22 protein-coding genes are annotated in these 25172 nt (G+C 65.2%); 9 read left to right on the plus strand and 13 right to left on the minus strand.

The genetic code is table 11. The annotated features are described in order from the left end of the window. Nucleotides 1–219 precede the first annotated feature (219 nt). On the plus strand, nucleotides 220–2817 hold the full coding sequence (gene acnD, locus AC07XB_RS02850; RefSeq protein ID WP_459373858.1) for a Fe/S-dependent 2-methylisocitrate dehydratase AcnD: 2598 nt from the start codon (nucleotides 220–222) through the stop codon (nucleotides 2815–2817). An 80-nt stretch (nucleotides 2818–2897) separates the two neighbouring features. Then, nucleotides 2898–4088 carry a 2-methylaconitate cis-trans isomerase PrpF gene (gene prpF / locus AC07XB_RS02855; protein ID WP_492826231.1) on the plus strand — a complete coding sequence of 397 codons (1191 nt, stop codon included), beginning with the start codon at nucleotides 2898–2900 and terminating at the stop codon, nucleotides 4086–4088. Between the two features lie 376 nt (nucleotides 4089–4464). Here the strand turns inward: prpF and AC07XB_RS02860 are convergent, their stop codons facing one another. Together AC07XB_RS02860 and AC07XB_RS02865 are read right to left on the minus strand one after the other, a co-directional pair. After that, complete coding sequence (locus tag AC07XB_RS02860; protein ID WP_492826233.1) at nucleotides 4465–4944, minus strand: PaaI family thioesterase; 480 nt, start codon at nucleotides 4942–4944, stop codon at nucleotides 4465–4467. Nucleotides 4945–4981: 37 nt separating this feature from the next. After that, nucleotides 4982–5407, minus strand: coding sequence for a PaaI family thioesterase (locus AC07XB_RS02865; RefSeq protein ID WP_492375534.1), 426 nt, complete (start codon nucleotides 5405–5407; stop codon nucleotides 4982–4984). Nucleotides 5408–5527: 120 nt separating this feature from the next. Between AC07XB_RS02865 and AC07XB_RS02870 the strand changes: the two genes are divergently transcribed. Next, nucleotides 5528–6130 (plus strand): TetR/AcrR family transcriptional regulator, encoded by a 603-nt coding sequence (locus AC07XB_RS02870; RefSeq protein WP_492375533.1) that lies wholly within the window; start codon nucleotides 5528–5530, stop codon nucleotides 6128–6130. Nucleotides 6131–6398: 268 nt separating this feature from the next. Here AC07XB_RS02870 and AC07XB_RS02875 read toward each other — a convergent pair whose 3' ends face one another. Beyond that, a complete protein-coding gene (locus AC07XB_RS02875) occupies nucleotides 6399–7106 on the minus strand; it encodes a FadR/GntR family transcriptional regulator (protein ID WP_492808438.1) in 708 nt (235 codons plus the stop codon). A 363-nt stretch (nucleotides 7107–7469) separates the two neighbouring features. On the opposite strand from AC07XB_RS02875, the gene AC07XB_RS02880 reads away from it, so the two are divergent. From AC07XB_RS02880 to AC07XB_RS02890, 3 genes are all read left to right on the plus strand, one after another. Continuing rightward, entirely contained in the window at nucleotides 7470–8288 is an 819-nt protein-coding gene (locus tag AC07XB_RS02880; RefSeq protein WP_492375531.1) for an NAD-dependent epimerase/dehydratase family protein, read from the plus strand. 182 nt (nucleotides 8289–8470) lie between these two features. After that, complete coding sequence (locus AC07XB_RS02885) at nucleotides 8471–9769, plus strand: MFS transporter (protein ID WP_492808673.1); 1299 nt, start codon at nucleotides 8471–8473, stop codon at nucleotides 9767–9769. A 208-nt stretch (nucleotides 9770–9977) separates the two neighbouring features. Continuing rightward, on the plus strand, nucleotides 9978–11066 hold the full coding sequence (locus AC07XB_RS02890; RefSeq protein ID WP_492375530.1) for a porin: 1089 nt from the start codon (nucleotides 9978–9980) through the stop codon (nucleotides 11064–11066). Nucleotides 11067–11120: 54 nt separating this feature from the next. On the opposite strand, the gene AC07XB_RS02895 is transcribed toward AC07XB_RS02890, so the two are convergent. Then, nucleotides 11121–11615, minus strand: coding sequence for a PaaI family thioesterase (locus AC07XB_RS02895; RefSeq protein ID WP_492826495.1), 495 nt, complete (start codon nucleotides 11613–11615; stop codon nucleotides 11121–11123). A 156-nt stretch (nucleotides 11616–11771) separates the two neighbouring features. On the opposite strand from AC07XB_RS02895, the gene AC07XB_RS02900 reads away from it, so the two are divergent. Further along, on the plus strand, nucleotides 11772–12062 hold the full coding sequence (locus tag AC07XB_RS02900; protein ID WP_492375529.1) for a DUF1289 domain-containing protein: 291 nt from the start codon (nucleotides 11772–11774) through the stop codon (nucleotides 12060–12062). Between the two features lie 40 nt (nucleotides 12063–12102). Here the strand turns inward: AC07XB_RS02900 and AC07XB_RS02905 are convergent, their stop codons facing one another. From AC07XB_RS02905 to AC07XB_RS02915, 3 genes are all read right to left on the minus strand, one after another. Beyond that, nucleotides 12103–12810, minus strand: coding sequence for an MOSC domain-containing protein (locus AC07XB_RS02905; protein WP_492375528.1), 708 nt, complete (start codon nucleotides 12808–12810; stop codon nucleotides 12103–12105). A gap of 2 nt (nucleotides 12811–12812) precedes the next feature. Then, complete coding sequence (locus tag AC07XB_RS02910) at nucleotides 12813–15275, minus strand: penicillin acylase family protein (RefSeq protein WP_492826236.1); 2463 nt, start codon at nucleotides 15273–15275, stop codon at nucleotides 12813–12815. Nucleotides 15276–15512: 237 nt separating this feature from the next. Next, entirely contained in the window at nucleotides 15513–16946 is a 1434-nt protein-coding gene (locus AC07XB_RS02915) for an aldehyde dehydrogenase family protein (protein WP_183031158.1), read from the minus strand. A gap of 204 nt (nucleotides 16947–17150) precedes the next feature. On the opposite strand from AC07XB_RS02915, the gene AC07XB_RS02920 reads away from it, so the two are divergent. Beyond that, the gene (locus AC07XB_RS02920) at nucleotides 17151–17765 is read left to right on the plus strand and encodes a hypothetical protein (protein WP_492826238.1); all 615 of its coding nucleotides are present in this window, start codon (nucleotides 17151–17153) and stop codon (nucleotides 17763–17765) included. A 113-nt stretch (nucleotides 17766–17878) separates the two neighbouring features. Here the strand turns inward: AC07XB_RS02920 and AC07XB_RS02925 are convergent, their stop codons facing one another. The 6 genes from AC07XB_RS02925 to AC07XB_RS02950 all read right to left on the minus strand — a co-directional run bounded on the left by AC07XB_RS02925 (nucleotide 17879) and on the right by AC07XB_RS02950 (nucleotide 23733). Next, a complete protein-coding gene (locus AC07XB_RS02925) occupies nucleotides 17879–19489 on the minus strand; it encodes an ABC-F family ATPase (protein ID WP_492375525.1) in 1611 nt (536 codons plus the stop codon). A gap of 230 nt (nucleotides 19490–19719) precedes the next feature. Next, nucleotides 19720–20694, minus strand: coding sequence for a muramoyltetrapeptide carboxypeptidase (gene ldcA, locus AC07XB_RS02930; protein ID WP_416048709.1), 975 nt, complete (start codon nucleotides 20692–20694; stop codon nucleotides 19720–19722). Further along, nucleotides 20691–21371, minus strand: a complete 681-nt coding sequence (gene tadA, locus AC07XB_RS02935) for a tRNA adenosine(34) deaminase TadA (RefSeq protein WP_492826240.1) — start codon at nucleotides 21369–21371, stop codon at nucleotides 20691–20693. The genes ldcA and tadA overlap by 4 nt, the downstream gene beginning before the upstream one ends. Nucleotides 21372–21393: 22 nt before the next feature. Next, the gene (gene queD / locus AC07XB_RS02940) at nucleotides 21394–21870 is read right to left on the minus strand and encodes a 6-carboxytetrahydropterin synthase QueD (RefSeq protein WP_006159634.1); all 477 of its coding nucleotides are present in this window, start codon (nucleotides 21868–21870) and stop codon (nucleotides 21394–21396) included. A 58-nt stretch (nucleotides 21871–21928) separates the two neighbouring features. Further along, a complete protein-coding gene (gene queE, locus AC07XB_RS02945) occupies nucleotides 21929–22576 on the minus strand; it encodes a 7-carboxy-7-deazaguanine synthase (protein WP_492375522.1) in 648 nt (215 codons plus the stop codon). Nucleotides 22577–22827: 251 nt separating this feature from the next. After that, complete coding sequence (locus AC07XB_RS02950; RefSeq protein WP_492826243.1) at nucleotides 22828–23733, minus strand: LysR substrate-binding domain-containing protein; 906 nt, start codon at nucleotides 23731–23733, stop codon at nucleotides 22828–22830. 105 nt (nucleotides 23734–23838) lie between these two features. Here AC07XB_RS02950 and AC07XB_RS02955 point away from each other — a divergent pair, with 105 nt between their 5' ends. After that, complete coding sequence (locus AC07XB_RS02955; protein WP_492375521.1) at nucleotides 23839–25050, plus strand: MFS transporter; 1212 nt, start codon at nucleotides 23839–23841, stop codon at nucleotides 25048–25050. Nucleotides 25051–25172 lie beyond the last annotated feature (122 nt).

Genomic DNA, 25172 nt, shown 5'->3' on the forward strand with positions numbered 1-25172 from the left:
GCTGCGCATATCATCGAGCAACGCATCGACAACAAGATCATCCGCCCCAGCGCCAACTACACCGGGCCGGAAAACCTGAAGTTCGTGCCGATCAAGGATCGCAAGTAATCTAGCCGGCTGCCGGTTTGCTCCCCTTTACCGCCCGTGGGAGAAGGGGGTAGTTGGCCGCAAAGCTGGGCCACTACCCCCTGATCATTACTCTCTTTCGTCCCTAAAAAAATGAACACTGCAAACCGCAAACCGCTGCCCGGCACCCAGCTGGATTTCTTCGACACGCGTGCCGCGGTCGACGCCATCCAGCCGGGCGCTTATGACAAGCTGCCGTACACGTCGCGGGTGCTGGCCGAGAACCTCGTGCGCCGCTGCGACCCGGCTACGCTGACCGATTCCCTCAAGCAGATCATCGAACGCAAGCAGGAACTGGATTTCCCCTGGTTCCCGGCGCGCGTGGTCTGCCATGACATCCTGGGCCAGACCGCGCTGGTCGATCTCGCCGGGCTGCGCGATGCCATTGCTGCCCAGGGCGGCGACCCGGTCATGGTCAACCCGGTCGTGCCGACGCAACTGGTGGTGGACCACTCGCTGGCCGTCGAGTGCGGCGGTTTCGATCCCGATGCGTTCGCGAAGAACCGCGCCATCGAAGACCGCCGCAACGAAGACCGCTTCGACTTCATCAACTGGACCAAGAAGGCCTTCAAGAACGTCGACGTGATTCCGCCGGGCAACGGCATCCTGCACCAGATCAACCTCGAGCGCATGAGCCCGGTGGTGCAGGTGAAAGACGGCGTGGCCTTCCCCGATACGCTGGTCGGCACCGACTCCCACACCCCCATGGTGGACGCGCTGGGCGTGATCGCCATCGGCGTGGGCGGCCTGGAAGCCGAAAGCGTGATGCTGGGCCGCGCTTCCTGGATGCGCCTGCCGGACATCATCGGCGTGGAGTTGACCGGCAAGCCGCAGCCTGGCATCACCGCGACGGACACCGTGCTGGCCCTGACCGAATTCCTGCGCAAGGAAAAGGTCGTGTCGTCCTACCTTGAGTTCTTCGGCGAAGGCACCACCCACCTGACGCTGGGCGACCGCGCCACCATCTCCAACATGGCGCCGGAGTTTGGCTCCACTGCCGCGATGTTCTACATCGACGAGCAGACCATCAAGTACCTCAAGCTCACCGGCCGCGACGATGCGCTGGTCAAGCTGGTGGAAACGTATGCCAAGGAAACCGGCCTCTGGGCGGATAGCCTGAAAAATGCCGAGTACCCGCGCGTGCTCAGGTTCGACCTGTCCACCGTGGTGCGCAACATCGCCGGCCCGTCCAATCCGCACAAGCGCGTGCCCACCTCCGAGCTGGCCGCGCGCGGCATCAGCGGCAAGGTCGAGAACGAGCCCGGCCTGATGCCGGACGGCGCGGTGATCATCGCCGCCGTCACCAGCTGCACCAACACCAACAACCCGCGCAACATGGTGGCCGCCGGGCTGCTGGCGCGCAACGCCAACAAGCTCGGCCTCACCCGCAAGCCGTGGGTGAAGAGCTCGCTGGCGCCGGGTTCCAAGGCGGTGACGCTCTACCTGGAAGAAGCCAACCTGCTGCCGGAACTGGAGCAGTTGGGCTTTGGCGTGGTGGCTTATGCCTGCACCTCCTGCAACGGCATGTCCGGCGCACTGGACCCGGTGATCCAGAAGGAAGTCGTGGACCGCGACCTGTACGCCACCGCCGTGCTGTCCGGCAACCGCAACTTCGACGGCCGCATCCATCCGTATGCCAAGCAGGCCTTCCTGGCCTCGCCGCCGCTGGTGGTGGCCTACGCCATTGCCGGCACCATCCGCTTCGATATCGAGAAGGATGTGCTGGGCACCGACGCAGATGGCAAGCCGGTGACGCTGAAAGACATCTGGCCGTCCGACGAAGAGATCGACGCGGTGGTTGCCGCCAGCGTGAAGCCTGCGCAGTTCCGCAAGGTCTACGAGCCAATGTTCGCCGTGACCGCCGACACCGGCGAAAAGGCCAACCCGCTGTACGACTGGCGCGAGATGAGCACCTACATCCGCCGCCCGCCCTACTGGGAAGGCGCATTGGCTGGCGAACGCGCGCTCACCGGCATGCGGCCCCTGGCCGTGCTGGGCGACAACATCACCACCGACCACCTGTCGCCGTCCAACGCCATCATGCTCGATAGCGCAGCCGGCGAGTACCTGGCCAAGATGGGCCTGCCGGAGGAAGACTTCAACTCCTACGCGACCCACCGCGGCGACCACCTGACGGCGCAGCGCGCCACCTTTGCCAACCCCACCCTGAAGAACGAAATGGTGGTGGTGGACGGCAAGGTCAAGCCGGGCTCGCTTGCCCGCATCGAGCCGGAGGGCAAGGTCACCCGCATGTGGGAAGCCATCGAGACCTATATGGCCCGCAAGCAGCCCCTGATCGTTGTGGCCGGCGCCGACTACGGCCAGGGCTCCTCGCGCGACTGGGCCGCCAAGGGCGTGCGCCTGGCCGGCGTGGAGGCGATCGTGGCCGAAGGCTTCGAGCGCATCCACCGCACCAACCTGGTCGGCATGGGCGTGCTGCCGCTGGAATTCAAGCCTGGTGTCAACCGCACCACGCTGGGCATCGACGGCACCGAGACCTACGACGTGATCGGCGAACGCACGCCGCGCTGCGAGCTCACCCTGGTGATGCATCGCAAGAACGGCGAGCGCGTGGAAGTGCCGGTGACCTGCCGCCTCGATACCGCGGAAGAAGTGTCGATCTACGAAGCCGGCGGCGTGCTGCAGCGCTTCGCGCAGGACTTCCTCGAATCGTCGAAGGCCGCTGCGTAAGCGCGCGCAGGCGCATCGACCCGCAACGTGTTCGGGCGGTATGGCGACGTACCGCCCGCTTTCATCAGGACGAATTTTCCATGGCCCACGTACCCCAGATCAAGATCCCCGCCACCTACATCCGTGGCGGGACCAGCAAAGGTGTGTTCTTCCGCCTGCAGGATCTGCCCGAAGTCGCGCAGGTGCCAGGCGCCGCCCGCGACGCGCTGCTGATGCGCGTCATCGGCAGCCCCGATCCCTATGGCAAGCAGATCGACGGCATGGGTGCCGCTACCTCCAGCACCAGCAAGACCGTCATCCTCTCAAAAAGCAGCAAGCCCGATCACGACGTCGACTACCTGTTCGGCCAGGTCTCCATCGACCAGCCGTTTGTCGACTGGAGCGGCAACTGCGGCAACCTCTCCGCCGCCGTCGGCCCCTTCGCCATCAGTGCCGGCCTGGTCGACCCCAGCCGCATCCCGCACAACGGCGTGGCCATCGTGCGCATCTGGCAGGCCAATATCGGCAAGACCATCATCGGGCACGTACCCATCACCAATGGCGCCGTGCAGGAAACCGGTGACTTCGAGCTGGACGGCGTGACCTTCCCCGCCGCCGAAGTCCAGCTTGAGTTCATGGATCCGGCGGCCGAGGAAGATGGCGCCGGCGGTTCCATGTTCCCCACCGGTAACCTGGTCGACGACCTGGAGGTGCCAGGCGTCGGCACGCTCAAGGCCACCATGATCAATGCCGGCATCCCGACCATCTTCCTGAATGCGCAAGCCATCGGCTACAAAGGCACCGAGCTGCAGGACGCCATCAACGGCGACCCCAAGGCGCTGGCGATGTTCGAGACCATTCGCGCCCACGGCGCGGTGCGCATGGGCCTGATCAAACATATCGATGAGGCCGCCACCCGGCAGCACACGCCGAAGGTGGCCTTTGTCGCCGAGCCGGCCGACTACATAGCCTCCAGCGGCAAACAGGTTGCCGCAGGCGACGTCGACCTGCTCGTACGCGCCTTGTCCATGGGCAAGCTGCATCACGCCATGATGGGCACGGCCGCGGTCGCCATCGGCACCGCGGCGGCCATCACCGGCACGCTGGTGAACCTGGCTGCCGGCGGCGGCGAGCGCAACGCAGTGCGCTTTGGCCATCCCTCGGGCACCTTGCGGGTGGGCGCCGAAGCCAGCCAGGTCGACGGCGAATGGACCGTGACCAAGGCCATCATGAGCCGCAGCGCCCGCGTGCTGATGGAAGGATGGGTGCGCGTGCCCGGCGACGCGTTCTGAGGCACGCTGACGTGGCGGCATGGGTTTCACGCTGGAGTGCGCTTGAGCGGGTGAGCCATGTCCTTAGCTGCGTAGCTCCGTAGTGCCAGCCACGGCGCCCGCCACCGGGACTATCCCGAAGCTGCCACTATCTGCATCGATCGCCTGAGTGGATCAGCGTCTCCCGCCCCGTCCGCCCCGCTCGAATGGCAGTCCGGTCGCGTAGCGACCGGACTGCCATTTTCCATTCAAGCCGTACCTCTCGCCCTGCAGGCTTGCCTGGCCAGCCGAAGCCGCGTGTGGCCCAAATTGCGGTATCCCGTGAGGTGGCACCGGTTGGGTCGTAGGGTGCAAATACCTGGCCGTTAATTGCGCTAATGATGTCGATTCAGAGATCTCAATCGTGCTGCTCAGGTGGCTTGGCGGTCTGTGGCTCGACAGGCACGAAGATGACCTCGCCCGAGGCCACCAGCCGAAGCTCGCCACCGGCCTGTTCCGCGAACACTTCCGCCCTGGCAAACACCTGCCGCTTGCCTGCCTTGGTCACGCTGGCCCGCGCCACGAACGCCTGCCCCACGGCCGGCGCCATGCAGTTCACCGAATAGTGGGAAGCCATCACCGGCCCCCCTACCGTGGTGGCCGCGAATCCACAGGCGGTATCGACCAGGGCGCCGATCACGCCCGCATGGAGGAATCCCGCATATTGCGTGGCTTGGTCGTGCCAGGCCATGCGCAGCTCCGCCGCCCCGCCCTGCGCGCTGATCACCTCGAAGCCCAGCCATCGGTTGAAGGCGGCGCTCTGGTTGACACGCTTGACCGTGTCCAGCGAATAGGCGCCGTTGGTGGCCGCGCTGGTGCTGCTCGTATCTGCTGTCATTGCATTGCCCTGCCTGATTGAGATCCAAGGAAAAAACTCACTGCATGGCCCGAAACGTAGCGTTGGCCCTGGCGCAAGCCACGCCGTCGGCGGTGACGAAAGCCTGGGCAAAGCACAGCGTGCCGCCAACCTTGGTGAATGACGTTTCGAACATCAGCCACTGCCCGATCCTGGCAACGTTGAGGAAGTCGATCGACAGGTTCACGGTGACCAGGCTGCGCGGCTCGGCGAACTGCATGCCGCACGACAGCCCCATGGCGTTGTCCGCCAAGGCCGTGATCAGCCCGCCATGGGCAAAGCCGCGTGCGTTGGTGTGGGCCTGGGCGAGCTTCACCGCCAGCACGATGGCCTGGTCAGTGCGCATCGAGTACAGCGGCTCCCAGGGGTCGGTCAGCGGACTATGGCGAAAATGCGGCGCGAAGCCGGCGGGAAGGTCGGCATGTTCGGCCGTGGCGTTGGTCATCGTGATGTCTCCTGGTTGAATCGTTGAGGCTGTGATGGCTCAACCACTATTTTTAATGTAGACCAGTCTATATAATTCCAGCAGGATATCAACCCCTCCAACGACCGAGAACTTCATCACATGGCCGCTCAAGCCAAGCATCGGGACAAGATCGTCCGCGCCGCCGCCGTGCTCTTTCGCCGGTATGGTTACGCCGCCAGCGGCACCAATGACATCGTTGCATTGAGCGGTGCGCCAAAGGGCTCGCTCTATCACTACTTCCCGAAAGGTAAGGAGCAGATTGCCGAGGAAGTCATCGTGTACGCCGGCGAACTGGTGCGTGCGACGCTCGCGCAGCTATGCGCGGAACACGACTCGCCGGGGGCGATCGTGCGGGCCTATGGCGTCTTGATGGCCGGCTGGATGGCCCAGTCTGACTATCGTGACGGCTGCCCGATCTCCACCATCCTGCTGGAAATCGCCCCGGAGGCCGAGGGCGTGGCGGCAGCGGGCAACGCGGCCTTTGCCGCATGGGAAGCCGTGCTGGCCGATGCCTTCGCGGCGCGCGGGATCCCGCGGGTACGCGCCACCGAGCTCGCCGGCCTGGTGATCTGCGGCTGGCAAGGGGCACTGACGCTTGCCAAAGTAGCCAGGAGCGGTCAGCCAATCCGGCGCGCGGTGGATGAGCTGGCGCGACAACTCGACGCCGAGCCGCGGAACGTCGCCCAGGGCCAGCCCGGCTGACACGGCTTTCGCGAGTGGCTCGCCATCTCCCAGCCCAAGACACCTGATGTCCTACAACATGGAGCGCATCGCGAACCTCATTTGTACCAGCCTGCCAACTGAGATTGGTGCCGAAGCACCATGATTCGTGACGGCACTTGCGAAAGACAACCAAGCTGCCGGACTTAGGCAAAGTTGCCATACAACATCAAGCAAGCGAGCGCCCCGACATAGGTCAGCACGGCCCTACCGCACCTGGACAGGACGCGCGCCGGCTCACGACGATGAGTCAGGCACCCTCGAAGATTCGACGCCTGGCATTCTCGATATGCCGGCGCATCGCGATCGAGGCTTGAGTCGGCGACCGCTGCACAATAGCCTCGATGATCGCCAGATGCTCGGCCTGGACCTGCTCGAAGCGCGTGGGATTGCGCGTCTGCCCCAGGTTACGGGCCAGTTCCATGCACTGGCGAATCGGGCCGAGCGCATGCTCGACCGTGGGCACGAAGAAAGGATTGTGAGATGCCCGCGCAATGGACAGATGCAACTGCAGGTCCTCCTCCACGCCCGACGTCTCGCTTTCCTGTGTGCGGTCCAGCGCGGCGTAGGCGGCGCGAATGGCGTCGATGTCCGCATCGGTGCGCATCTGCGCTGAAATCTCAGCCACGCCGACTTCCACACAAAGGCGGAATGCATAGTAATGCTCGATATCCGCGATGCTGGAGATCTGGGGGGTGACCGGCTGCCCGCGTACCGGCATGCGCTGGATATAGCTTCCGGATCCCCGCCGCGAGACCACGATCCCTTCGGATCGCAAGCGTGACAGGGCCTCCCGCACGGTCGTCCGGGATACCGCATAACGGCTGGCCAGATCGGCTTCCGTCGGTAGCTTCTGGTCCGCGGAGAACTCTCCCCGCAGGATCGCTCCGATGATCAGCTTGCAAACCTGCTCCGAAAGACTGGTGCTGTCGGTTGCCGTCAATACCAATTCGTCCACACCTTGCTCCTGCTGCTGCGCCGGTTGGCCGGCGTATGGGTTGTTGCGCAAGCTGTCAGACTAACATACTGCATGTGAGGTCTATCAACCGTTCAGCAAGCCAATTCACTTTTGAAATATGGTCATTAAGCCATCTACGGCCGGGGGTAAACCCGATTTCCCGATCGTTGTCGTTGACAACCCTTTGAAATCCTAAGAAAGTTGTCCTACTTTAAATGCACTTGTCTGACAAATAAGTTTAAATTTAGTTGTATGACGTCCCATGAATGATCGCGAGGCCGGTTCAGCTCGCACTCTCCATGGGATCAGGGCGCGAGCGCTCCATACGCCGGGCCAGACCAAACAAGACGGAGATTTCATATCGTGACCAAGATTGCATTAAGCGGCGCCGGTGGCCAGTTGGGCACCGTCCTGCGGACCGCCCTGCTGGCGCGAGGCTATGGCCTGCGTTCGTCGGGCAACTCGCAGTCGCTCGCACCGGTCGCCGAGGGCGAAGAGGTAATGCGTGGCGACTTGCGCGACCCGGCCGTGGTCGACCGCCTGCTGGACGGTGTCGACGTGCTGATTCACATGGCGGGAACGAGTGTCGAGCGCCCCCTGCCGGAGATCATCGACAACAACCTGCGGGCGCTCGTCGAGGTTTATGAGGGCGCGCGGCGCCAGAAAGTCGGCCGCATCGTGTTCGCCAGTTCCAATCACGCGATCGGCATGTATCCGGTGGACCAGCAACTCTCGACCGACTGCGAGTTTCGCCCGGATGGCTTTTACGGCTTGAGCAAGATGTGGGGCGAAGGGCTTGCCCGTCTTTACTGGGACAAGCACGGCATCGAGAGCGTCTGTGTGCGCATCGGCAGCTGCGTGGAGAGACCGCAAGAGTTTCGGCATCTGAGTACCTGGCTGGGACACGATGATCTCGTGCATCTCATCGAGCAGGGCATCACGGTGCCTGACCTTGGCTTCCTCGTTGTGTGGGGCGTCTCCGCCAATACGCGCAGCTGCTGGAACAACGATGGCGCGGCGCGCCTGCGCTACCAGCCCAAACAGAATGCCGAAGACTTCGCCGAAGAGATTCTCGCAGCCCCGAACCCGCTCGATGCCATCGGCCGCCAGTACCAGGGCGGCAGTTTCGCGAGCATCGATTTCACGCCAGAGGCGCAGCGCCATGGCGGCGCCCACGGGTAGCCCCTAAGCCAAGAGGCTTGATTTCCAACCGATGCCCCACGCCGAGGATCAATGGCCGCTTGCTTTGGCCGCTTGCTTTGGCCACCTGACCTGCGTGGGCTGGCCCTGGGGCCAACCGGGATCGAGAACGACGTAGCGCGGCACACGGCTTTGCCGCGAATCCATAAATACAAGGAGACATGATGAAACACATAAAGGGCATGCGCTGGTGGATGGTCAGCCTGGTCACGATGGGCCTGATCGTCAACTACCTGGCGCGCAATACGCTATCCGTTGCCGCACCGACAATGATGTCGGAGTTGCATATGACGACCCAGCAGTACTCCTATGTGGTTGTGGCCTGGCAGGTCTGCTACGCCATGATGCAGCCGGTCGCCGGCCTGGTACTGGACGCCATCGGCACCAAGATCGGCTTTGGCATCTTCGCGCTGGCGTGGTCGCTGGCATGCGCCGCCGCCGCGCTGGCCTCCGGCTGGCAAGGCCTGGCGTTCTTTCGCGGCTTGCTTGGCCTGGCCGAAGCCGCCGGCATCCCCGGTGGCGTAAAGGCAACGACGGAATGGTTCCCCGCCAAGGAACGCTCGATCGCCATCGGCTGGTTCAACATTGGCTCGTCGATCGGCGCGCTATGCGCCCCGCCGCTGGTCGTGTGGACGATCCTGAACGGCGGCTGGCAACGGGCCTTCATCATCGTCGGCGCGCTGGGCGTGGCATGGACCGTACTGTGGATGCTCTGCTACAAGCACCCGAAGAATCAGCAGCGCCTGTCGGACCAGGAACGCGAGTACATCCTTGCCGGCCAGGAGGCGCAGCACAAGGATGCCAACGTGGCCAAGGCAAGCTGGCTCGAAATCATGCGCAGCCGGAATTTCTGGTCGATCGCGATTCCCCGTTTCCTGTCGGAGCCGGCCTGGCAAACCTTCAACGCCTGGATTCCGCTTTACATGGCAACCGAGCGCCATATGAACATCAAGGAGATCGCGATGTTCGCATGGCTGCCCTTCCTCGCCGCCGACATCGGCTGCGTGCTGGGGGGCTATCTCAGCCCGTGGTTCCACAAGCACCTCAAGGTGTCGCTGTTTACCTCGCGCAAGCTGGTCATGCTGGTCGGCTGCCTGGCGATGATCGGTCCGGCCTGCGTTGGCCTGGTGGACAGCCCATACAGCGCCATCGCGCTGTTGTGCGTCGGCGGCTTCGCCCACCAGACCTTGTCGGGCGCGCTCTACTCGATCACGTCCGACGCGTTCGGCAAGAACGAAGTGGCGACAGCCACCGGCCTGGCCGGCATGAGCGGCTACCTGGGCGCGACCCTGTTCACGCTGCTGTTCGGCATTGCCGTCACGCATATCGGCTACAGCCCGCTGTTCGTCCTGCTGGCAGTGTTCGACCTGATCGCCGCCGCCATCGTCTTCCTGATGGCGCGTGAACGCGCTGCGCCCAGCGCGGCGGCTGCCAACCTCGGCTCCCCCGCACTCCACTCCTGACACCTGACGAAACACAGGCCGCGACAAGCCTGCCGGGCCCGAACGCGCACGCGTTCGCGGCCTAGGCAAAGTGCTGCCCACGATTAGCGGATGCACGCCCATCGGCACGGCGCACGGCGCACTCATAGCGGCTCGCGGTTGTGCAAAAACATCGGCACGGGACCAGCCGTGCTCGAAAAAACCAAGAACCTTAGAGGAGATCGTTGAAATGAGAATGAAATTGCTTGCGGCCACAATGGCTGCCCTGGCCGCTGTCGGCGCAAATGCTCAGTCGAGCGTGACGCTGTATGGCGTGGCGGATGCCGGCCTCGAATACACAAACAAATCCTCCGCGACAGCCGCTGGCGCTCCCGGCGGCAACGCTTATCGGTTGACCTCGGGCAATCAGTCCGGCTCGCGTTGGGGCATGCGCGGCGTCGAGGATATCGGCGGCGGCCTGAAGGGCATCTTTGTACTGGAAAGCGGTGTGAACTTCGACACCGGCTCGTCGGGCCAAGGTGGCCGCCTCTTCGGGCGCGCAGCCTATGTCGGCCTGCAAAGCCCGTACGGCACGTTCACCCTGGGCCGCCACACGACCCCGTTCTTCGACTTCGGCCTGCTCTACGACCCGATGGCGATCTCGACACGCTACGGCATTACCTCGACCGCGCCGGAATTTGGCTCGCGTGCCGACAACAGCGGCAAGTACATTGGCACGTTCGGCGGCCTGACCGTGTCCGGTCTCTACAGCTTCACCAACAATGGCAACGAAGTGGCGGGAGCCTTCACCAACGGCCGCGAATACAGCTTCCTGGCCAGCTACGCGGCGGGTCCCTTCGCGGTGGGCGCGGCTTATGACCAGGCGAACAACACCGGCGCCGCCAGTGCGCAGATGATTCGTCGTGCCACCGCGGCTGGCTCGTACACGCTGGGTGCTGCCAAGGCATTCCTAGGCTACCGCTGGGCAAAGGCTTACAACGGCGCCTCGCTGCCTGGCGGCCAGTTCACCAACGGCGGGGCGAACCTGTACTGGGCAGGCCTGGCCTACCAGCTGACCCCGGCATTTTCGCTCACGGGCGCCGCGTACTATCAGGACTTCCGCAATAGCGGTGCCGACCCCTGGGACTTTGTCGCCACGGCGGATTACGCCTTGTCCAAGCGCACCGACCTTTACGCTTCCCTGTCTTACGTCAAGAACAAGGGCAACTCGAACCTGAGCGTGAACGGCTTCAACAACAACAGCCCGACCGATAGTGCGTACGTTCAGGCTGGCGCGAACCAGCTTGGCGCAACGGTCGGCATTCGCCACAAGTTCTGATCCGGTGCGAGACGCCGGCATCCTGACCGATGCCGGCGTGGCGGCGGTGCCAATTCAGGACGTCCCCTCTCTCAGGAACAAGGTGCTGCTCATCAAGGCCTTGGCCACCAGTTCAACCTGGTTCTCCCCTTGGGCATAGACCGAGACCTCCGTCACCACCTGGCGGCGCCCTCGCCGCACCACGCTGGCAACAGCGCGCAGGTTGGCCGCACTAGCCGCTTCGAGATACTGGATATTCAGCGAACTGGTAGCGCCGCCGCGCAGGTTGCCGGCATCGGCGCCCGAAGCCGCCGCTGCCGCGCCCGCCACGTCGATCAAGGTGGCGATCACACCGCCGTGCACGATCTCGCCGACCGTCACGTTGTCGGGCCGGAACGGGAGCAGCAATTCCACCTGGTCGACAGCCAGCACATCCAGCGTGATGCCCAGGGCACGGGCCACGGGCGAGCCCATCAGCACCTGCTCAACGGTATGGCGGATACGGGGGTCGACAGGCAGCGTGGCGGCGGCGCTCGCGGTGCTGGACAAGGCGGGAATCAGGGACAGCATCATGGTCTCCTTGGGAGGATCGGTACGATCAGGCTGGTTCCAGCGTAGACGCGACGGCGGCGCCGCTCAATGACCTCCCACGTCATCAACCGGCAGCCAAGGCCGGCGCAGCCAGCCGTTTATAATGAGCGCCCATCCGCCCCGCCACCCAGCCGCATGCCGTCAAACCCGCAAGACCCCAGCCAATCCGCCCAGCCAACCGACGGGCAGCCGGAGTCACAGCCGGAATCACAACCGAATGCACCACGCGGCGACGAAAGCCTGTTCGACCGCCCGGACAGCCCGTGCATCGGCATCTGCTCGACCTTGTTCGACGAGATCTGCCAGGGTTGCGGGCGCAGCGCCATGGAAGTCAGCAACTGGGTCTTCATGGACGACACGGAAAAGCAGGCCGTGTGGGAACGCATCACACGCGAGGGCAAAGGCAAGCGCTTCCGCCAGGGCTGAGCCAGGCCCGACTCTTCCGCCCACGGTGGCCGGCTTAGGCTTAGCCGCCTGCCAGCCGCCGCTCCATATCCTCCACCTCGCGCCGCTCCAGCCGCTGGCGCGCCAGCTTGCGCCAGTTCTCGGCCAGTGCCGGCAGCGTCGCCATGGCGTACAAGGCGCCCGCATCCAGGCGATCCACATAGAGCACGTGCAGCAGTCGCTGCAGGCTCCAGTCCGGATATGGCCGCTCGACCAGCACCAGGCTGTCGCCCCGCGCCAGGCCGCCCTCTTCCAGCACCCGGTAGTACCAGCCCGTGCGCAGGCTTTGCTGGACCGCGCGCGCCATGCCGGCGTGCCCGAACCGATGGTTCAGCTTCCAGCAAGGCTGGCGTGCCTGCGACACCTCGACCAACGCCCCGCCCAGGCGAAAACGATCGCCAATGCAGACATCGGCCTCGGTCAGGCCAGCGGTGCTCACGTTCTCGCCAAACGCGCCGGGCCTTGCCAGTACCTCGGCCGTCTGCGTGGAAAGCGGTGAGAGTTCCTCGCGCCAGGCCGGATAGTGATCGAAGGCGTAGTGGTGGATGGCCTTTTCCGGGCCGCCATGGTGCCTGGAGTCTCCCTGCCCGTCTCCGGCCAAACCCAGCACGGTGACGCGCACCGCCCCGTCCACCGCCTGCTTGTCGATGCCGCTAGGCACACCCTTGGGCCCAAACGGGCGCACGGTGCCCAGCAACACGCAGCCAATGGGAATGGACACCTCGGTCATCGTCATCGCCTGCCGGCCGGTTGTAGCACCAGCGTGTCGAAGGCCTCGTTGCCCGGCGCGCGGCGGCCTGGCGCCATGGTGATGTACTGCACCGCGGCCCACTTGTCGGTCCAGTCGCGGTAATGGGTCGACGTCACGTTGCCCGATTGCCCGGTCGAATCCATGAAGCGCGACTCGGCCAGGTCTGACAGGTCGTAGATGGCACGCAGGCTGGCCGCGTGCACGCTCTCGAACGGCGCCGCCTCGTCGCGCAGGTTATGGCGCCCTACGTTGACCGTATAGGTGTCGCCGCCACTGGGTACCTTGACGTTGAACAAACCCGCCAGGTAAGGCTGTTTGCCGAACGGCTTGTGCTCGGAGCGGGCCGCATGCGCCTGGCCCCAGCGCCAGCGCTCAGGCTTGTCGCCGTAGCGCCGGTCCAGGTCGGCAATGGCGAGGCGCCAGGCTTTGGCGACGGCATCGTCGCAGCTCTCCGGCGCCGGGGTCGTGCTGTCGTCGCACCAGAACGCGCCTTGCCCCCGCGGATTGCGCAATACGTTGAGCATGGGCTGCTGCACGTTACGCTGCTCCCACAGGCGGTTGAACAGCGTATCTCCGACCTTGTCCTCGAACAGCACGCGCGATAGCTCGCGCAGCCATGCGGTTGCGACCAGCGGCTCGGACAGCCTGGGCTGCATATCGCCATCCCATTTGCGCAGCGATGCGATCAGCGCGCGCTCGCGCTCCGGCAGCGCCGGGTCGCTGGCGATTGGAGATGCCAGCAGCAGCGGCAAGGCATCGCGCACGGCGAGCGAGAGCGTGTCTTTCTGGATCGCGCCAAAACTGTCCATGGTGTGCCGCTCGGTGGCGTCGATCAGCGTGCGGATGCGCTGGTAGCGATACGGCACGGTCCATTCGCTGGTCAGGAAATACGGGTAGTCGTCCTCGACGATCTTCTGGTTGGCGGTGGCGATCACGCCCTCGGGCGGATTGAAGCTGCGCGGCAATTGCTCGAAGGGGATGAAGCCGCTCCAGTCGTAGCGCGCGTCCCAGCCGGGGGCCGGCGCTAACCCCTTCAGGTCATTGTCGGCGCGGCGCAGCGGCACGCGGCCCGGCGCGATAAAGCCGATGTTGCCGTCGACATCGGCGTAGACGATGTTCTGCTGCGGCGAATGGAAATCGCGCAGCGCCGCCAGGAAGCTGGCCCAGTCGGTGGCGCGGTTCAGCGCCAGCCCGGCCTGCACGGTCCGGTCATCGGCACGCAGCGCGGTCCACTGGAAAGCCACCACGTACTGCGCCCCGAGCGGGGCCGCGGCGGTCGCCACCGGCTCGGCCGCATCCGAAATCACCGGGCCGTGGCGCGTCTCGCGCACGTTCAGCGTCACGTCGGGCGCGCCCTTGACGTGGATGATCTCGGTGCGCGTGACGAACTCAGCCCAGCCGTCCGGCGTCTGGTAACGCTGCGTGCTGCCAGGCTGCAAGCGCTCGATATAGAGATCCTGCACATCCGGCGCGGTATTGGTGAAGCCCCAGGCGATGCGCTGGTTATGCCCGAGCACCACCGCCGGCATGCCGGGCAGCGTGGCGCCCGTGACATCCAGCCCGGGAGCCTGCATCTGGGCGAAGTACCACAGCGCCGGCGCCTGCAGCCCGAGGTGCGGATCATTGGCCAGCAGCGGCTTACCCGAACGCGTATGGGCGCCAGATACCACCCAGTTGTTCGAGCCCATGCCCTCCACATAGCCTGCCGGCGCCTGCTGCTCGACACGCGCCATGGCCGTGGCCAGCGGCGCCAGGTGCCGGTAGAGATTGCCGTAGTCCATGGTGCGCAGCGGCCGTTCGCCAGGATAAGGCGCCAGCAGCTCGTTGATGCGCGACACGGGCAGCACCTGCGCGAGCCGCATGCGCAACGTCTCCTGGGTCCAGTTGCCGCCCAGGTCCCACGCCATCATGGTCTGCCAGGCCAGTGTATCGGCCGGCTCCCAGCGCTCGGGCTGGGTACGCAAGATCAGGAACTCCGGCGGCAACGGCCCCTTGCGGCCATCGATACAGGCATTCACGCCATCGGCATAGGCCTGCAACATGGCCCGGGTCTCGGCGGAGGATTGGGCCAGGATGGCTTCGGCATTGCGCCGCACGCCCAGGGTACGCAGGAAACGGTCGGTATCCAGCGCGCTCGGCCCCAGGATTTCCGCCAGCCGGCCGGATACGATGCGCTTGCTCATCTGCAACTGCCACAGCCGATCCTGCGCATGGACGAAGCCGAGCGCAAAGTAGGCATCCTGTGCATTGGCCGCCTTGATATGCGGCACGGCATGGCGGTCCCGGACGATCGATACGCTCTCGCGCAAGCCGGGCAACTTCAGCGTGCCCGCGGTCTGCGGCTGCGATGCTTGCCGATACCAGACATAAGCGCCAAACGCGCAGACCAGCAGCAACACCGCCAGCGTCAATACCAGCCAGGTCAGCCGTTTCAACCAACGCATCGATCCCTCTCCCCGCGTGGCGTGTCGCGCCCGCGCTCTTATTTATGTTTTTGGTCCCATGCCTCTTGCCCCGTCCGCAGGTCCACGCTCAACTCCGCGTTCAGTCCCGCTTGCCGGCCAATGGCACTCCGGCATTATCGCCGAATCATGCCTGCAGCCAACGTGAATCGAGCCAGCGAACCCACCCATGAAAAATGCCCGGACCAGCCGGGCATTTTTCCTCGCCAACCGCCGGCCTCAGGCAGCCGGCTTCTTCATCTGCAGCGACTTGTACTCGAGGAATTCCTCGAGCCCGTACTTGCCGGCCTCGCGCCCGTTGCCGGACTGCTTGTAGCCGCCAAACGGCGCCTGCATGTTGAACGGGCCACCGTTGATGTCAACCTGGCCGGTGCGGATCCGGCGCGCCACGCGGATGGCGCGCGCCTCGTCGCCCGACCACACGCCGCCGCCCAGCCCGTAGATGCTGTCGTTGGCGATGCGCACGGCATCTTCCTCGGTGTCATAGCAGATGATCGACAGCACCGGGCCGAAGATCTCTTCCTGCGCCACCGTGGCCTTGGGATCGACATTGCCCAGCACCGTCGGCTTGACAAAGAAGCCCTTGTCCAGCCCTTCGGGCGCCTCGGGGCCGCCTGCAACCAGCTCAGCGCCCTCGTTGATGCCGCGCTGGATATAGCCGGTCACGCGGTCTTTCTGCGCGGCTGAGATCAGCGGGCCGAGGCGGCTGGTCTCCAGCAACGGGTCGCCCACGGTATAGCCCTCGACCACCTTCTTGGCAATGGCCTTGACCTCGTCGTAGCGCGCGCGCGGCACCAGCATGCGGGTATGCGCCGAGCAGGTCTGCCCGGAGTTGAGGAAACAGGCGCCAACGGTACCCTTGACCGCGGCAGCCAGGTCCGCGTCGTCCAGGATCACCGAAGCGGACTTGCCGCCCAGCTCCAGCGCCACGCGCTTGACACTCTGCGCGCCCAGCTCCGACACCCGCTTGCCAGCGCGCGTGGAGCCCGTGAACGACACCATGTCGACTTCCGGGTGGCTGGCCAGTACCTCGCCCACCACCGGACCGTAGCCGGTGACCAGGTTGAACACCCCCGGCGGCAGCCCGGCGGCTTCAATCACCTCTGCCAGCACGAAGGCATTGAGCGGCGCCACCTCCGAAGGCTTGAGCACCACCGTGCAGCCCGCGGCTAGCGCCGGCGCCACTTTCAGCGTGATCTGGTTGAGCGGGTAGTTCCACGGCGTAATGGCCGCGACCACGCCCACCGGCTCCCGAACCACCAGGGAATTGCCGACTTCTTCCTCGAACGCGAAGGTCTCGAGCAGCTTGGCAGCCTGTGCCCAGTTGTAGACCGGGCCGCCCACCTGAATCGCGCGCGCCATCTTGATCGGCATGCCGACTTCGCCGGCGATCAGTTGCGCCAGTTCCTCGCTGCGCGCCTTCAGGCCCTCGGCAATCTTGCGGATATAGTCCGCGCGCACGCTGGGCGGCGTGGCCGACCAGCTGTCGAAGGCGGCTCGCGCTGCCTGGATAGCATCCTCGGCGTCGCGCGCGTGGCCTTCGGGGATGCGGCCCATGACGGCTTCGGTCGTGGAGTGGATGACGTTGATCAGGCCGGTACCGTGCGGGGCAACCCACTTACCGTTGATAAAGAGTTTGTCTCGTTGTTGCATGGCCACAGTTTTCAGTTGGGTGAATAGGCGGGTGCAAATTTTGTTACTTTTATGGTGCATCACATTGTAGTGCGCTTTGGCGACTCTTTTTTTTGCAGCGCGCCAGCAGCCCAAACAACGTGGCGATAATCGGCCGGCGAGCCGCATGACGCAAAGTGCGGTATGCCACACAGTGCTGCTCGGCCTATCACAATGGAGCGAGACATGACCGACCCGGTTTTTCATAAGACCGAGCAAGGCCAGGATGAAATCCGCACGCGCGCGCGCAAGCTGGACCATAAGCTGCGCGCCTTGCTGCTGATCGTCAATGGCGAGCGCCGGCGCAGCGAACTGCTGGCCCAGACCGGCGGCATGGGCGTAGGGCCGGAGAGCATTGACGCCCTGCTGGCTGCCAGTCTGATCCGCGCGGAGAATGCGCCGCAGCCTGCGGCAGTGGCTGCCAGCCCCGCAAACCCGCCCGCCAGCGGGGATCGCTATGGCGATGCCAAGGCCGACAGCCTGTTCTCCATGTACGGCATGCGTGGTGCCAATGTGCCGTCATGGGACGACGCCTTGCCTGCGCCAGCCTCCCCGCAAACCGCGGGCGGCACTTACCAGCAGCTTTATCACTTCTATACGGATGTCATCGGCCATCACCTGGGCCTGCGCGGCTACCTGCTGCAAGTCAAGGTGGAAAAGGCCGGCAGCCCGGCGGAACTGGCGGCGCTGCGCGACCCGCTATACAGCGCCCTGCACAAGGCCAAAGGGGAGATCACCGCCGGCGCCATCATCGACCAGCTCGACAGGATGGTGCGCGACGACGGGCATGCATCGGCCTGAGTTGCCTTTAGTGGCCTTTAGTGGCCTTTAGTGGCCGCAATGGATCCCGGCCACAAGAACAAGAAGGGCCGCACATGGCGGCCCTTCTTGTTGGCTCGGCTGGCGCTAGCGGCTCAGCCGTCAATACCCTGCGACTCCAGGTACTCGTCATACGTACCCAGGTAATCGGTCAGCGTGCCATCGTTGCGCACTTCGATCACGCGCGTGGCCAGGCCGCTGACGAACACGCGGTCGTGCGAGACGAAGACCAGCGTGCCGGTGAACTTGTCCAGCGCGATCTGCAGCGATTCGATGGATTCCATGTCCATGTGGTTGGTCGGCTCGTCGAGCGCCAGCACATTGTGGCGGCCCAGCATCAGCTTGCCCCAGATCATGCGGCCCTTCTCGCCGCCGGACAGCACCTTGACCGACTTCTTGATGTCGTCGGCCGAGAACAGCAGGCGGCCCATCGTGCCGCGCAGCGACTGGTCGTCGTCGCCGGCCTGGGTCCACTGGCTCATCCAGTCGATCAGGTCGCGGTCGACCGGGAATTCCTCGAAGGTGTCCTGCGGCATATAGCCGACATTGGCGTTCTCGGCCCACTTGATGGTGCCGCGATCGACTTCCACGCCGCCCTTGACGGTGCTGCCCAGCAGGCTGCGCAGCAAGGTGGTCTTGCCGGCGCCGTTTTCGCCAATGATGGCCACGCGCTCGCCGGCCTGGATCGCGATCGACAGGTTGTTGATGACCTTGCGATCGTAGGTCTTGGTCACGCCCTCGGCTTCCACGGCCAGGTTGTGCAGCTTCTTGTCGAACTCGAAGCGGATGAACGGGTTCTGGCGCGACGACGGCTTGATGTCCTCGACCTTGATCTTGTCGATCTGCTTCAGGCGCGAGGTGGCCTGGCGGGCCTTGGACTTGTTGGCCGAGAAGCGGCGCACGAAGTCCTGCAGCTCGCCGATGCGCTCCTTGGCGCGCGTATTGGCCGCCAGCTGGCGCTCGCGCGCCTGCATGGAGGCTTCCATGTAGTCGTCGTAGTTGCCCGGGTAGACCTTGAGCGTGCCGTAGTCCATGTCGGCCATGTGCGTGCACACGGAGTTCAGGAAGTGGCGATCGTGGGAGATGATGATCATGGTGGAATTGCGCTCGTTGAGCACTTGTTCCAGCCAGCGGATCGTATTGATGTCGAGGTTATTGGTCGGCTCGTCGAGCAGCAGCACGTCCGGGTTCGAGAACAGGGCCTGCGCCAGCAGCACGCGCAGCTTCCAGCCCGGCGCCACGTTGCTCATGGTGCCCTGATGCTGGTCGGTGGGGATGCCCACGCCCAGCAGCAGCTCGCCGGCGCGCGCTTCGGCCGTGTAGCCGTCGTACTCGGCATACTTGGCCTCCAGCTCGGCGGCCTTCATGTAGTCTTCGTCGGTGGCTTCCGGGTTAGCGTAGATCGCGTCGCGCTCGGCGGCGGCGGCCCACATCTCGGTGTGGCCCATCATGACCACGTCCAGCACGCGCATGTCTTCATAGGCGAACTGGTCCTGGCGCAGCTTGCCCAGGCGCACGCCCGGCTCCAGCATGACGGTGCCGGCGGACTGCTCGAGGTCCCCGCCGAGGATCTTCATGAAGGTGGACTTGCCGCAACCGTTCGCGCCGATCAAGCCGTAGCGGTTGCCCTCGCCGAACTTGACCGAGATATTCTCGAACAACGGCTTGGGGCCGAACTGCATGGTGATGTTTGCGGTAGAAAGCACGTCTGGGACCTTGTATGAATGATGAGGCGCGGGACTTGCCGCGCTTGCCTCGGGCTGCCGCCCTGCTGATGGCTGTGCAAATGGCTAATCGCTTGATTTGCTTAGCTGCGTGGACGGCGCAAAGCCAGGCATGGCGACCTGGTGGCGCGTTGGCGCGGGGCCCGGGCAGGGAATTCGGGAAACAACCCGCGATTTTACCACTGGCGGGCAAAGGAACGAAGCGATAAGCCTCAGATGTGGGCGCAAGGCGCCGCTTTCAACACCGGGTAACCCGACAGCGACAGCGAAAATCCATCCGCGCGTGCGCTCAACTGCGCCTGCCCTCCCACTGGCAGGGTCAACTTGCGCGGGCAGTGGCCGAACGGCAGGCCGGTGAGGACCGGCACCGACAGGCGCTCCTGCATGTACGCCACCACGGCAGGCAGGTCATAGCCGTTGTCGTAATCCGTCACGCGGTAATTGGAAAAGTCGCCCAGCAGGATCGCGCGCTGGGCGCCAAGCACGCCAGCCTGGTCCAGCTGCAGCAGCATGCGCTCGACCCGGTAAGGCGGCTCGTTGACGTCTTCCAGGAACAGGATGCCGCCCTGCACCGCCGGCATGAACGGCGTACCCAGCAAGCTGCACAGCATCGCCATGTTGCCGCCCCACAGCGTGCCTGACAACGCGCCCGTAAAAGGCTGCCCGCCAGCCTGCGGCGCATCCACGTCGATGGTGTACGCCGGATCTCGCAGCACGCCGTTGAAGTGCTGCCACATGAACGGGTCGACCACGTCCGCGCCAAAATCCGCCAGCAGCATCGGGCCGGCAAAGGTGACGCCACCGGTGGCCGCCAGGTACGCCAGCTGGAAAGCCGTGAAATCGCTGTGGCCGACGATGGGTGTCTGGCTCGCGCGCGCCTGCTCGGCGATGCGGGCAAAGTCCACCTGCTCCAGCAGCCGTGCAATACCGTAGCCGCCGCGCACAGCCAGCGTCAGCTCGTGCGGCGCGCCGGTGCCGATGGCATGCAGGTCGGCCAGCCGTTCGGCATCGCTGCCGCCAAAGCGCAGGTAGCGGCGCGCCAGCACATCCGGGTTGCCGACATGAAAGCCCTGCCCCTTGAGCCAGGCGCAGCCGCGCGCGGCGATGGCGACGTCGTGCGGATAGCCGGAAGACGCGATCAGGCGGACTTCGGTGGCTGGCGTGGGCGTAGGCGTGGGCTGGCTCATGCGTCAGGGTTTTGGCTTGGGTCGGTGTCGGTGGAGGCAACAGGCGCGGCAGCGGCGCAATGCGCGCAGGCGGACGCATCGCTTGCCCCCGCAACCTGCGCGGCTTCCTGTGCGGCAACTTGTTCGGCTACTTGCGCCGCTTTCTGCGCGGCCTTCTGGGCCCGGCGTCTGCCGCCGAAGAAATCCTTCAGCATGCGCGAGCACGCGTCGGCCATCACGCCACCGGCAATGGTGGTCTGGTGATTGAGCTGCGCCTGCTCGAACAGGTTCAGCACGCTGCCCGCGGCGCCCGTCTTGGGATCGGTGGCGCCAAACACCACGTGGCGAATCCGCGCATGCAGGATGGCGCCGCTGCACATCACGCAGGGTTCCAGCGTCACGTACAGCTCGCACTCCGGCATGCGGTAGTTGCCGATCACGCGGGCTGCGGCGCGCAGCGCCTGCATTTCAGCGTGCGCGGAAGGATCGACCGAGCGGATCGGCAGGTTGTGGCCGCGCGCGATGATGGTGTCGTTCCACACCACGACCGCGCCCACCGGGACTTCGCCGGCGGCTTCGGCCAGGCGCGCTTCGTCGAGCGCGGCCTGCATATAGCGGCGGTCGCGCGCAAGCGCCAGATCCATGGACAGATCCGGGCTTGCCAGGCTGGCCTCGGGCGGGAGGGTCGGCTCGGTCATCGCGGCTGCATCATGCGGCGAGTCAGTCCTGCGCCGGCAGGCTGAAGGCAGCGCTGACCTCGGCCCAGCAGTTCGGGGTCTCGAACAGCACCAGGCGGGTGAGCTGCAACTGGTGTCCGAAGCAATCCTTGAACACCGGGGCAAGCATGTCGAAGGCGATCTGGGCCAGGTTCTCCACGGTCGGGATGGCATCGAGCACCACCGTCTTGTGCCCGTCCATGGTCTGCAGGAAGTTCAGCAGCGCGGTATCGCCGCGATGGATCAGGAAGGCGTGGTCCCACTTGGACACCAGGTGTTCCGTGGCCAGCGCCTTGATATCGCTGAAGTCCAGGATCATGCCCTCATCCGAGGCGCCGGCGCGATGCAGCACCTCGCCCGACAGCGTCAGGTCCAGGCGATAGCGGTGGCCATGGATGTTGCGGCACTGGCCGCCATGGTTGGGAATGCGGTGGCCGGAGTCGAACTCCAGCCGGCGGGTAATGGAAACTTGCTTGTTCATGTGGGCCAATGGGTGCCAAGGTGTGCCGGTGCGTACCGGCGCGATTTGCGCGATTTGCCTACCGGATGCCGAGCAGCTTGTGGGTCTGCAGCGAAAGGCGCCAGAGCGGGCGGCGCTGGCAGAACTCCACCGCCAGCGCGGTATTTTGCCGTGCCAGCGGGCCATCCATGGCCTGCACCAGGAAATAGCGGAAATCAAGGTGCTCGTATGCGGCGAAATCCTGGCCATCCTGCGGGATCACCACCTTGAGTTCGTCGCCGCGCTTCACCACCAGTTCGGAACCCATCTTGGGGCTCACGCAAACCCAGTCGATGCCCTCGGGCACCGGCAATGTGCCGTTGGTCTCGATGGCGATCTCGAAGCCGCGCGCATGCAGCGCGTCGATCAGCGGCGCATCCAGCTGCAGCAGCGGCTCGCCGCCCGTGCAGACCACTAGCGGACGCCCGGCGGCGCTGCTATCCACCGCCTGCGGCCACTGGGCCGCCACCTTGTCGGCGAGCGCCTCGGCAGTGCGGTACTTGCCGCCCTCGGTGCCATCGGTGCCGACGAAGTCGGTGTCGCAGAACTGGCAGACCGCGCTGGCACGGTCTTCCTCGCGCCCGCTCCAGAGATTGCATCCGGAGAAGCGGCAGAACACGGCTGCGCGGCCCGCGTTGGCGCCTTCGCCCTGCAGTGTGTAGAAGATTTCCTTGACGGCGTAAGTCATGCTGGCTGGTAAAGCTCTGATCGCTTTTATAGGTAGTGCTGTGGGCGGTGCAGTGAGGCAGTCGGTGCACGGCGCGCGGCGAATGCCGGGCGGGCAACTGGCGACGCGTGGCGACTCTTGGCCAGACTATTGGCCAGGAAACTGCGGCGAACTCGCTATTTTCGCACAGGAGCGCAATCCGCTCCAGCCGCCTCCTTGATTTCCCCTATTGCCAAGGCCACGCTCAGGCGCTGCCCATGGCCCGCGCCGGCCTAAAGTTGCGCCCAAGCCGCCTCACGCAGCTTGCCACCGACAAAATCCAGGAAGCTGGCGATGCGCGCCGAAAGCTGGGTATTGAGGTAGTAGACCGCGTTGATCGACTGACGCTCGTCAATGGTGTGCGCCATCAGCACCTGCACCAGGTCGCCGCGGCGCCGGTCCGCGTCGGTCATGAAGTCCGACAGGCAGACCAGGCCCTCGCCCGCCAGTGCCAGCTGGCGCAGGGTTTCGCCGCTCGACGCCGACAGATGCGGCGTGATCTGCACCTCTTCACCCACGGCACCGCGCAAGGGCCAGCGATTGAGCGACTCGGGCTGGTTAAAGCCGATCAGGCTGTGGCCGGCAAGGTCCGCCACGCTTTCCGGGCGGCCCCGTGCCTTGAGATAGGCTGGGCTGGCCAGCACGCGCACACGGCTACTGGCCAGCGCACGCGCATGCAGGGTGGAGTCGCGCAGCGTGCCGATACGGATCGCCACGTCGGTACGGTGTTCGAGCAGGTCGATGATCTGGTCGTTGGTATTGAGCTCCAGCTCGATTTCCGGATACGCCCGGCGGAATTCCCCGATCAGCGGCACGATCACGTGCAGCATGAACGGGGATGCCGCGTTGACCCGCAGCCGTCCCGCCGGCCGCTGGCGGCGCACGGCCATCTGCTCCTCCGCCAGGTCCACGGAAGCCAGGATCGCGCGCGCGTGGGCCAGCAGTGCCTCACCCTCCTCGCTCAGCGCCAGCCGGCGCGTGGTCCGGTGCAGCAGGGTGGTGCCCACCTTGTCTTCCAGGCGGCTCAGCGCACGGCTGATGCCGGAGACGGTTTGCCCCAGTTGCTCGGCCGCAGCCGTGATGGAGCCGCTGTCCACGACGGTGGCAAAGGCCTGCAGTTCTTCGAGAGTGATCTTCATTGTTGAATACTAATCAAATATCTTATCCAGATCACCCACTTAATCTGCAAAGAAGACAGCGGCAAACTGCGCCCATCCTAATTCCGGACGCTCCTGGAGCCCACCATGCCCATTGCCCTGTTCGCGCTGACCATCAGCGCGTTTGCCATCGGGACCACCGAATTCGTCATCGTCGGCCTGATCCCCACCATCGCCGCCGATCTGCACATCACCCTGCCATCGGCCGGCCTGCTGGTCAGCCTCTATGCGCTCGGCGTGGCCATCGGCGCCCCGGTGCTGACCGCCCTCACCGGCCGCCTGCCGCGCAAGGCGCTGCTGCTGTCGCTGATGGCCCTGTTCACGCTGGGCAACCTGCTGGCGTGGAAGGCGCCCGGCTACGAATCACTGATCCTGGCGCGTATCCTGACCGGCCTGGCCCACGGGGTGTTCTTCTCGATCGGCTCCACCATCGCCACCAGCCTGGTGCCGAAGGAAAAGGCCGCGAGCGCCATCGCCATCATGTTCACCGGCCTGACCGTGGCGCTCGTCACCGGCGTGCCGCTGGGCACCTTCATCGGCCAGCATTTCGGCTGGCGCGAGACCTTCCTCGCGGTGTCGGCGCTCGGCCTGGTCGCCTTCGTCGGCAGCCTGATGTTCGTTCCGGCCAACATCCGCCATGGCGCCCCTGCCTCGCTGCTGCAACAGGCCAAGGTGCTGGCCGAACCGCGCCTGCTGCTGGTCTACGCCAAGACCGCGATCGGCTATGGCGGCTCGTTCATCCCCTTCACCTTCCTCGCCCCCATCCTGCAGGACGTATCGGGCTTCAGCGCCGGCGCGGTCGGGCTGGTGATGCTGGTGTACGGCGTATCGGTCGCCGCGGGCAACATCTGGGGCGGCCGCCTGGCCGACCGCCACGGCCCCATCGCCGCGCTCAAGATCGTGTTCCTGCTGCTGTCCATCGTGCTGTTTTCGCTGACCTTCACCGCGCCGCACCGCTGGCTGGTGGTGGTGACCGTGCTGGCCTGGGGCGCCGTCGCCTTCGGCAATGTGCCGGCGCTGCAGGTCTATGTGGTCAAGCAGGCGGAGCGCTATGCGCCGGGTGCCGTCGATGTGGCATCGGGCCTCAATATCGCCGCGTTCAATCTGGGCATTGCCGGCGCGGCATGGGCAGGCGGGCTGATCGTGACCCATATGGGCCTGATGCATACGCCGTGGATTGGCGCGCTGGTGGTACTGGCGGCGCTTGGCCTGACCGTGTTGAGCGGGCGGCTGGACCAGCTGGACCGGCTGGCGCAACACCCCAAGAGCGAGCGCAAGCTGGCCGCCACCAGGGCCTGACCCCGGCACATCACGCCTGTTCCAGCACGGACACGCCGCCAGCCCGATATTGATGACCAACGTATGCACGGTATTGACCAACGGACCGGGATGGGCGGCCCGCATGGCGCGGGCTCCGCGCC

Source organism: Cupriavidus sp. GW821-FHT02F09, from assembly GCF_059421605.1.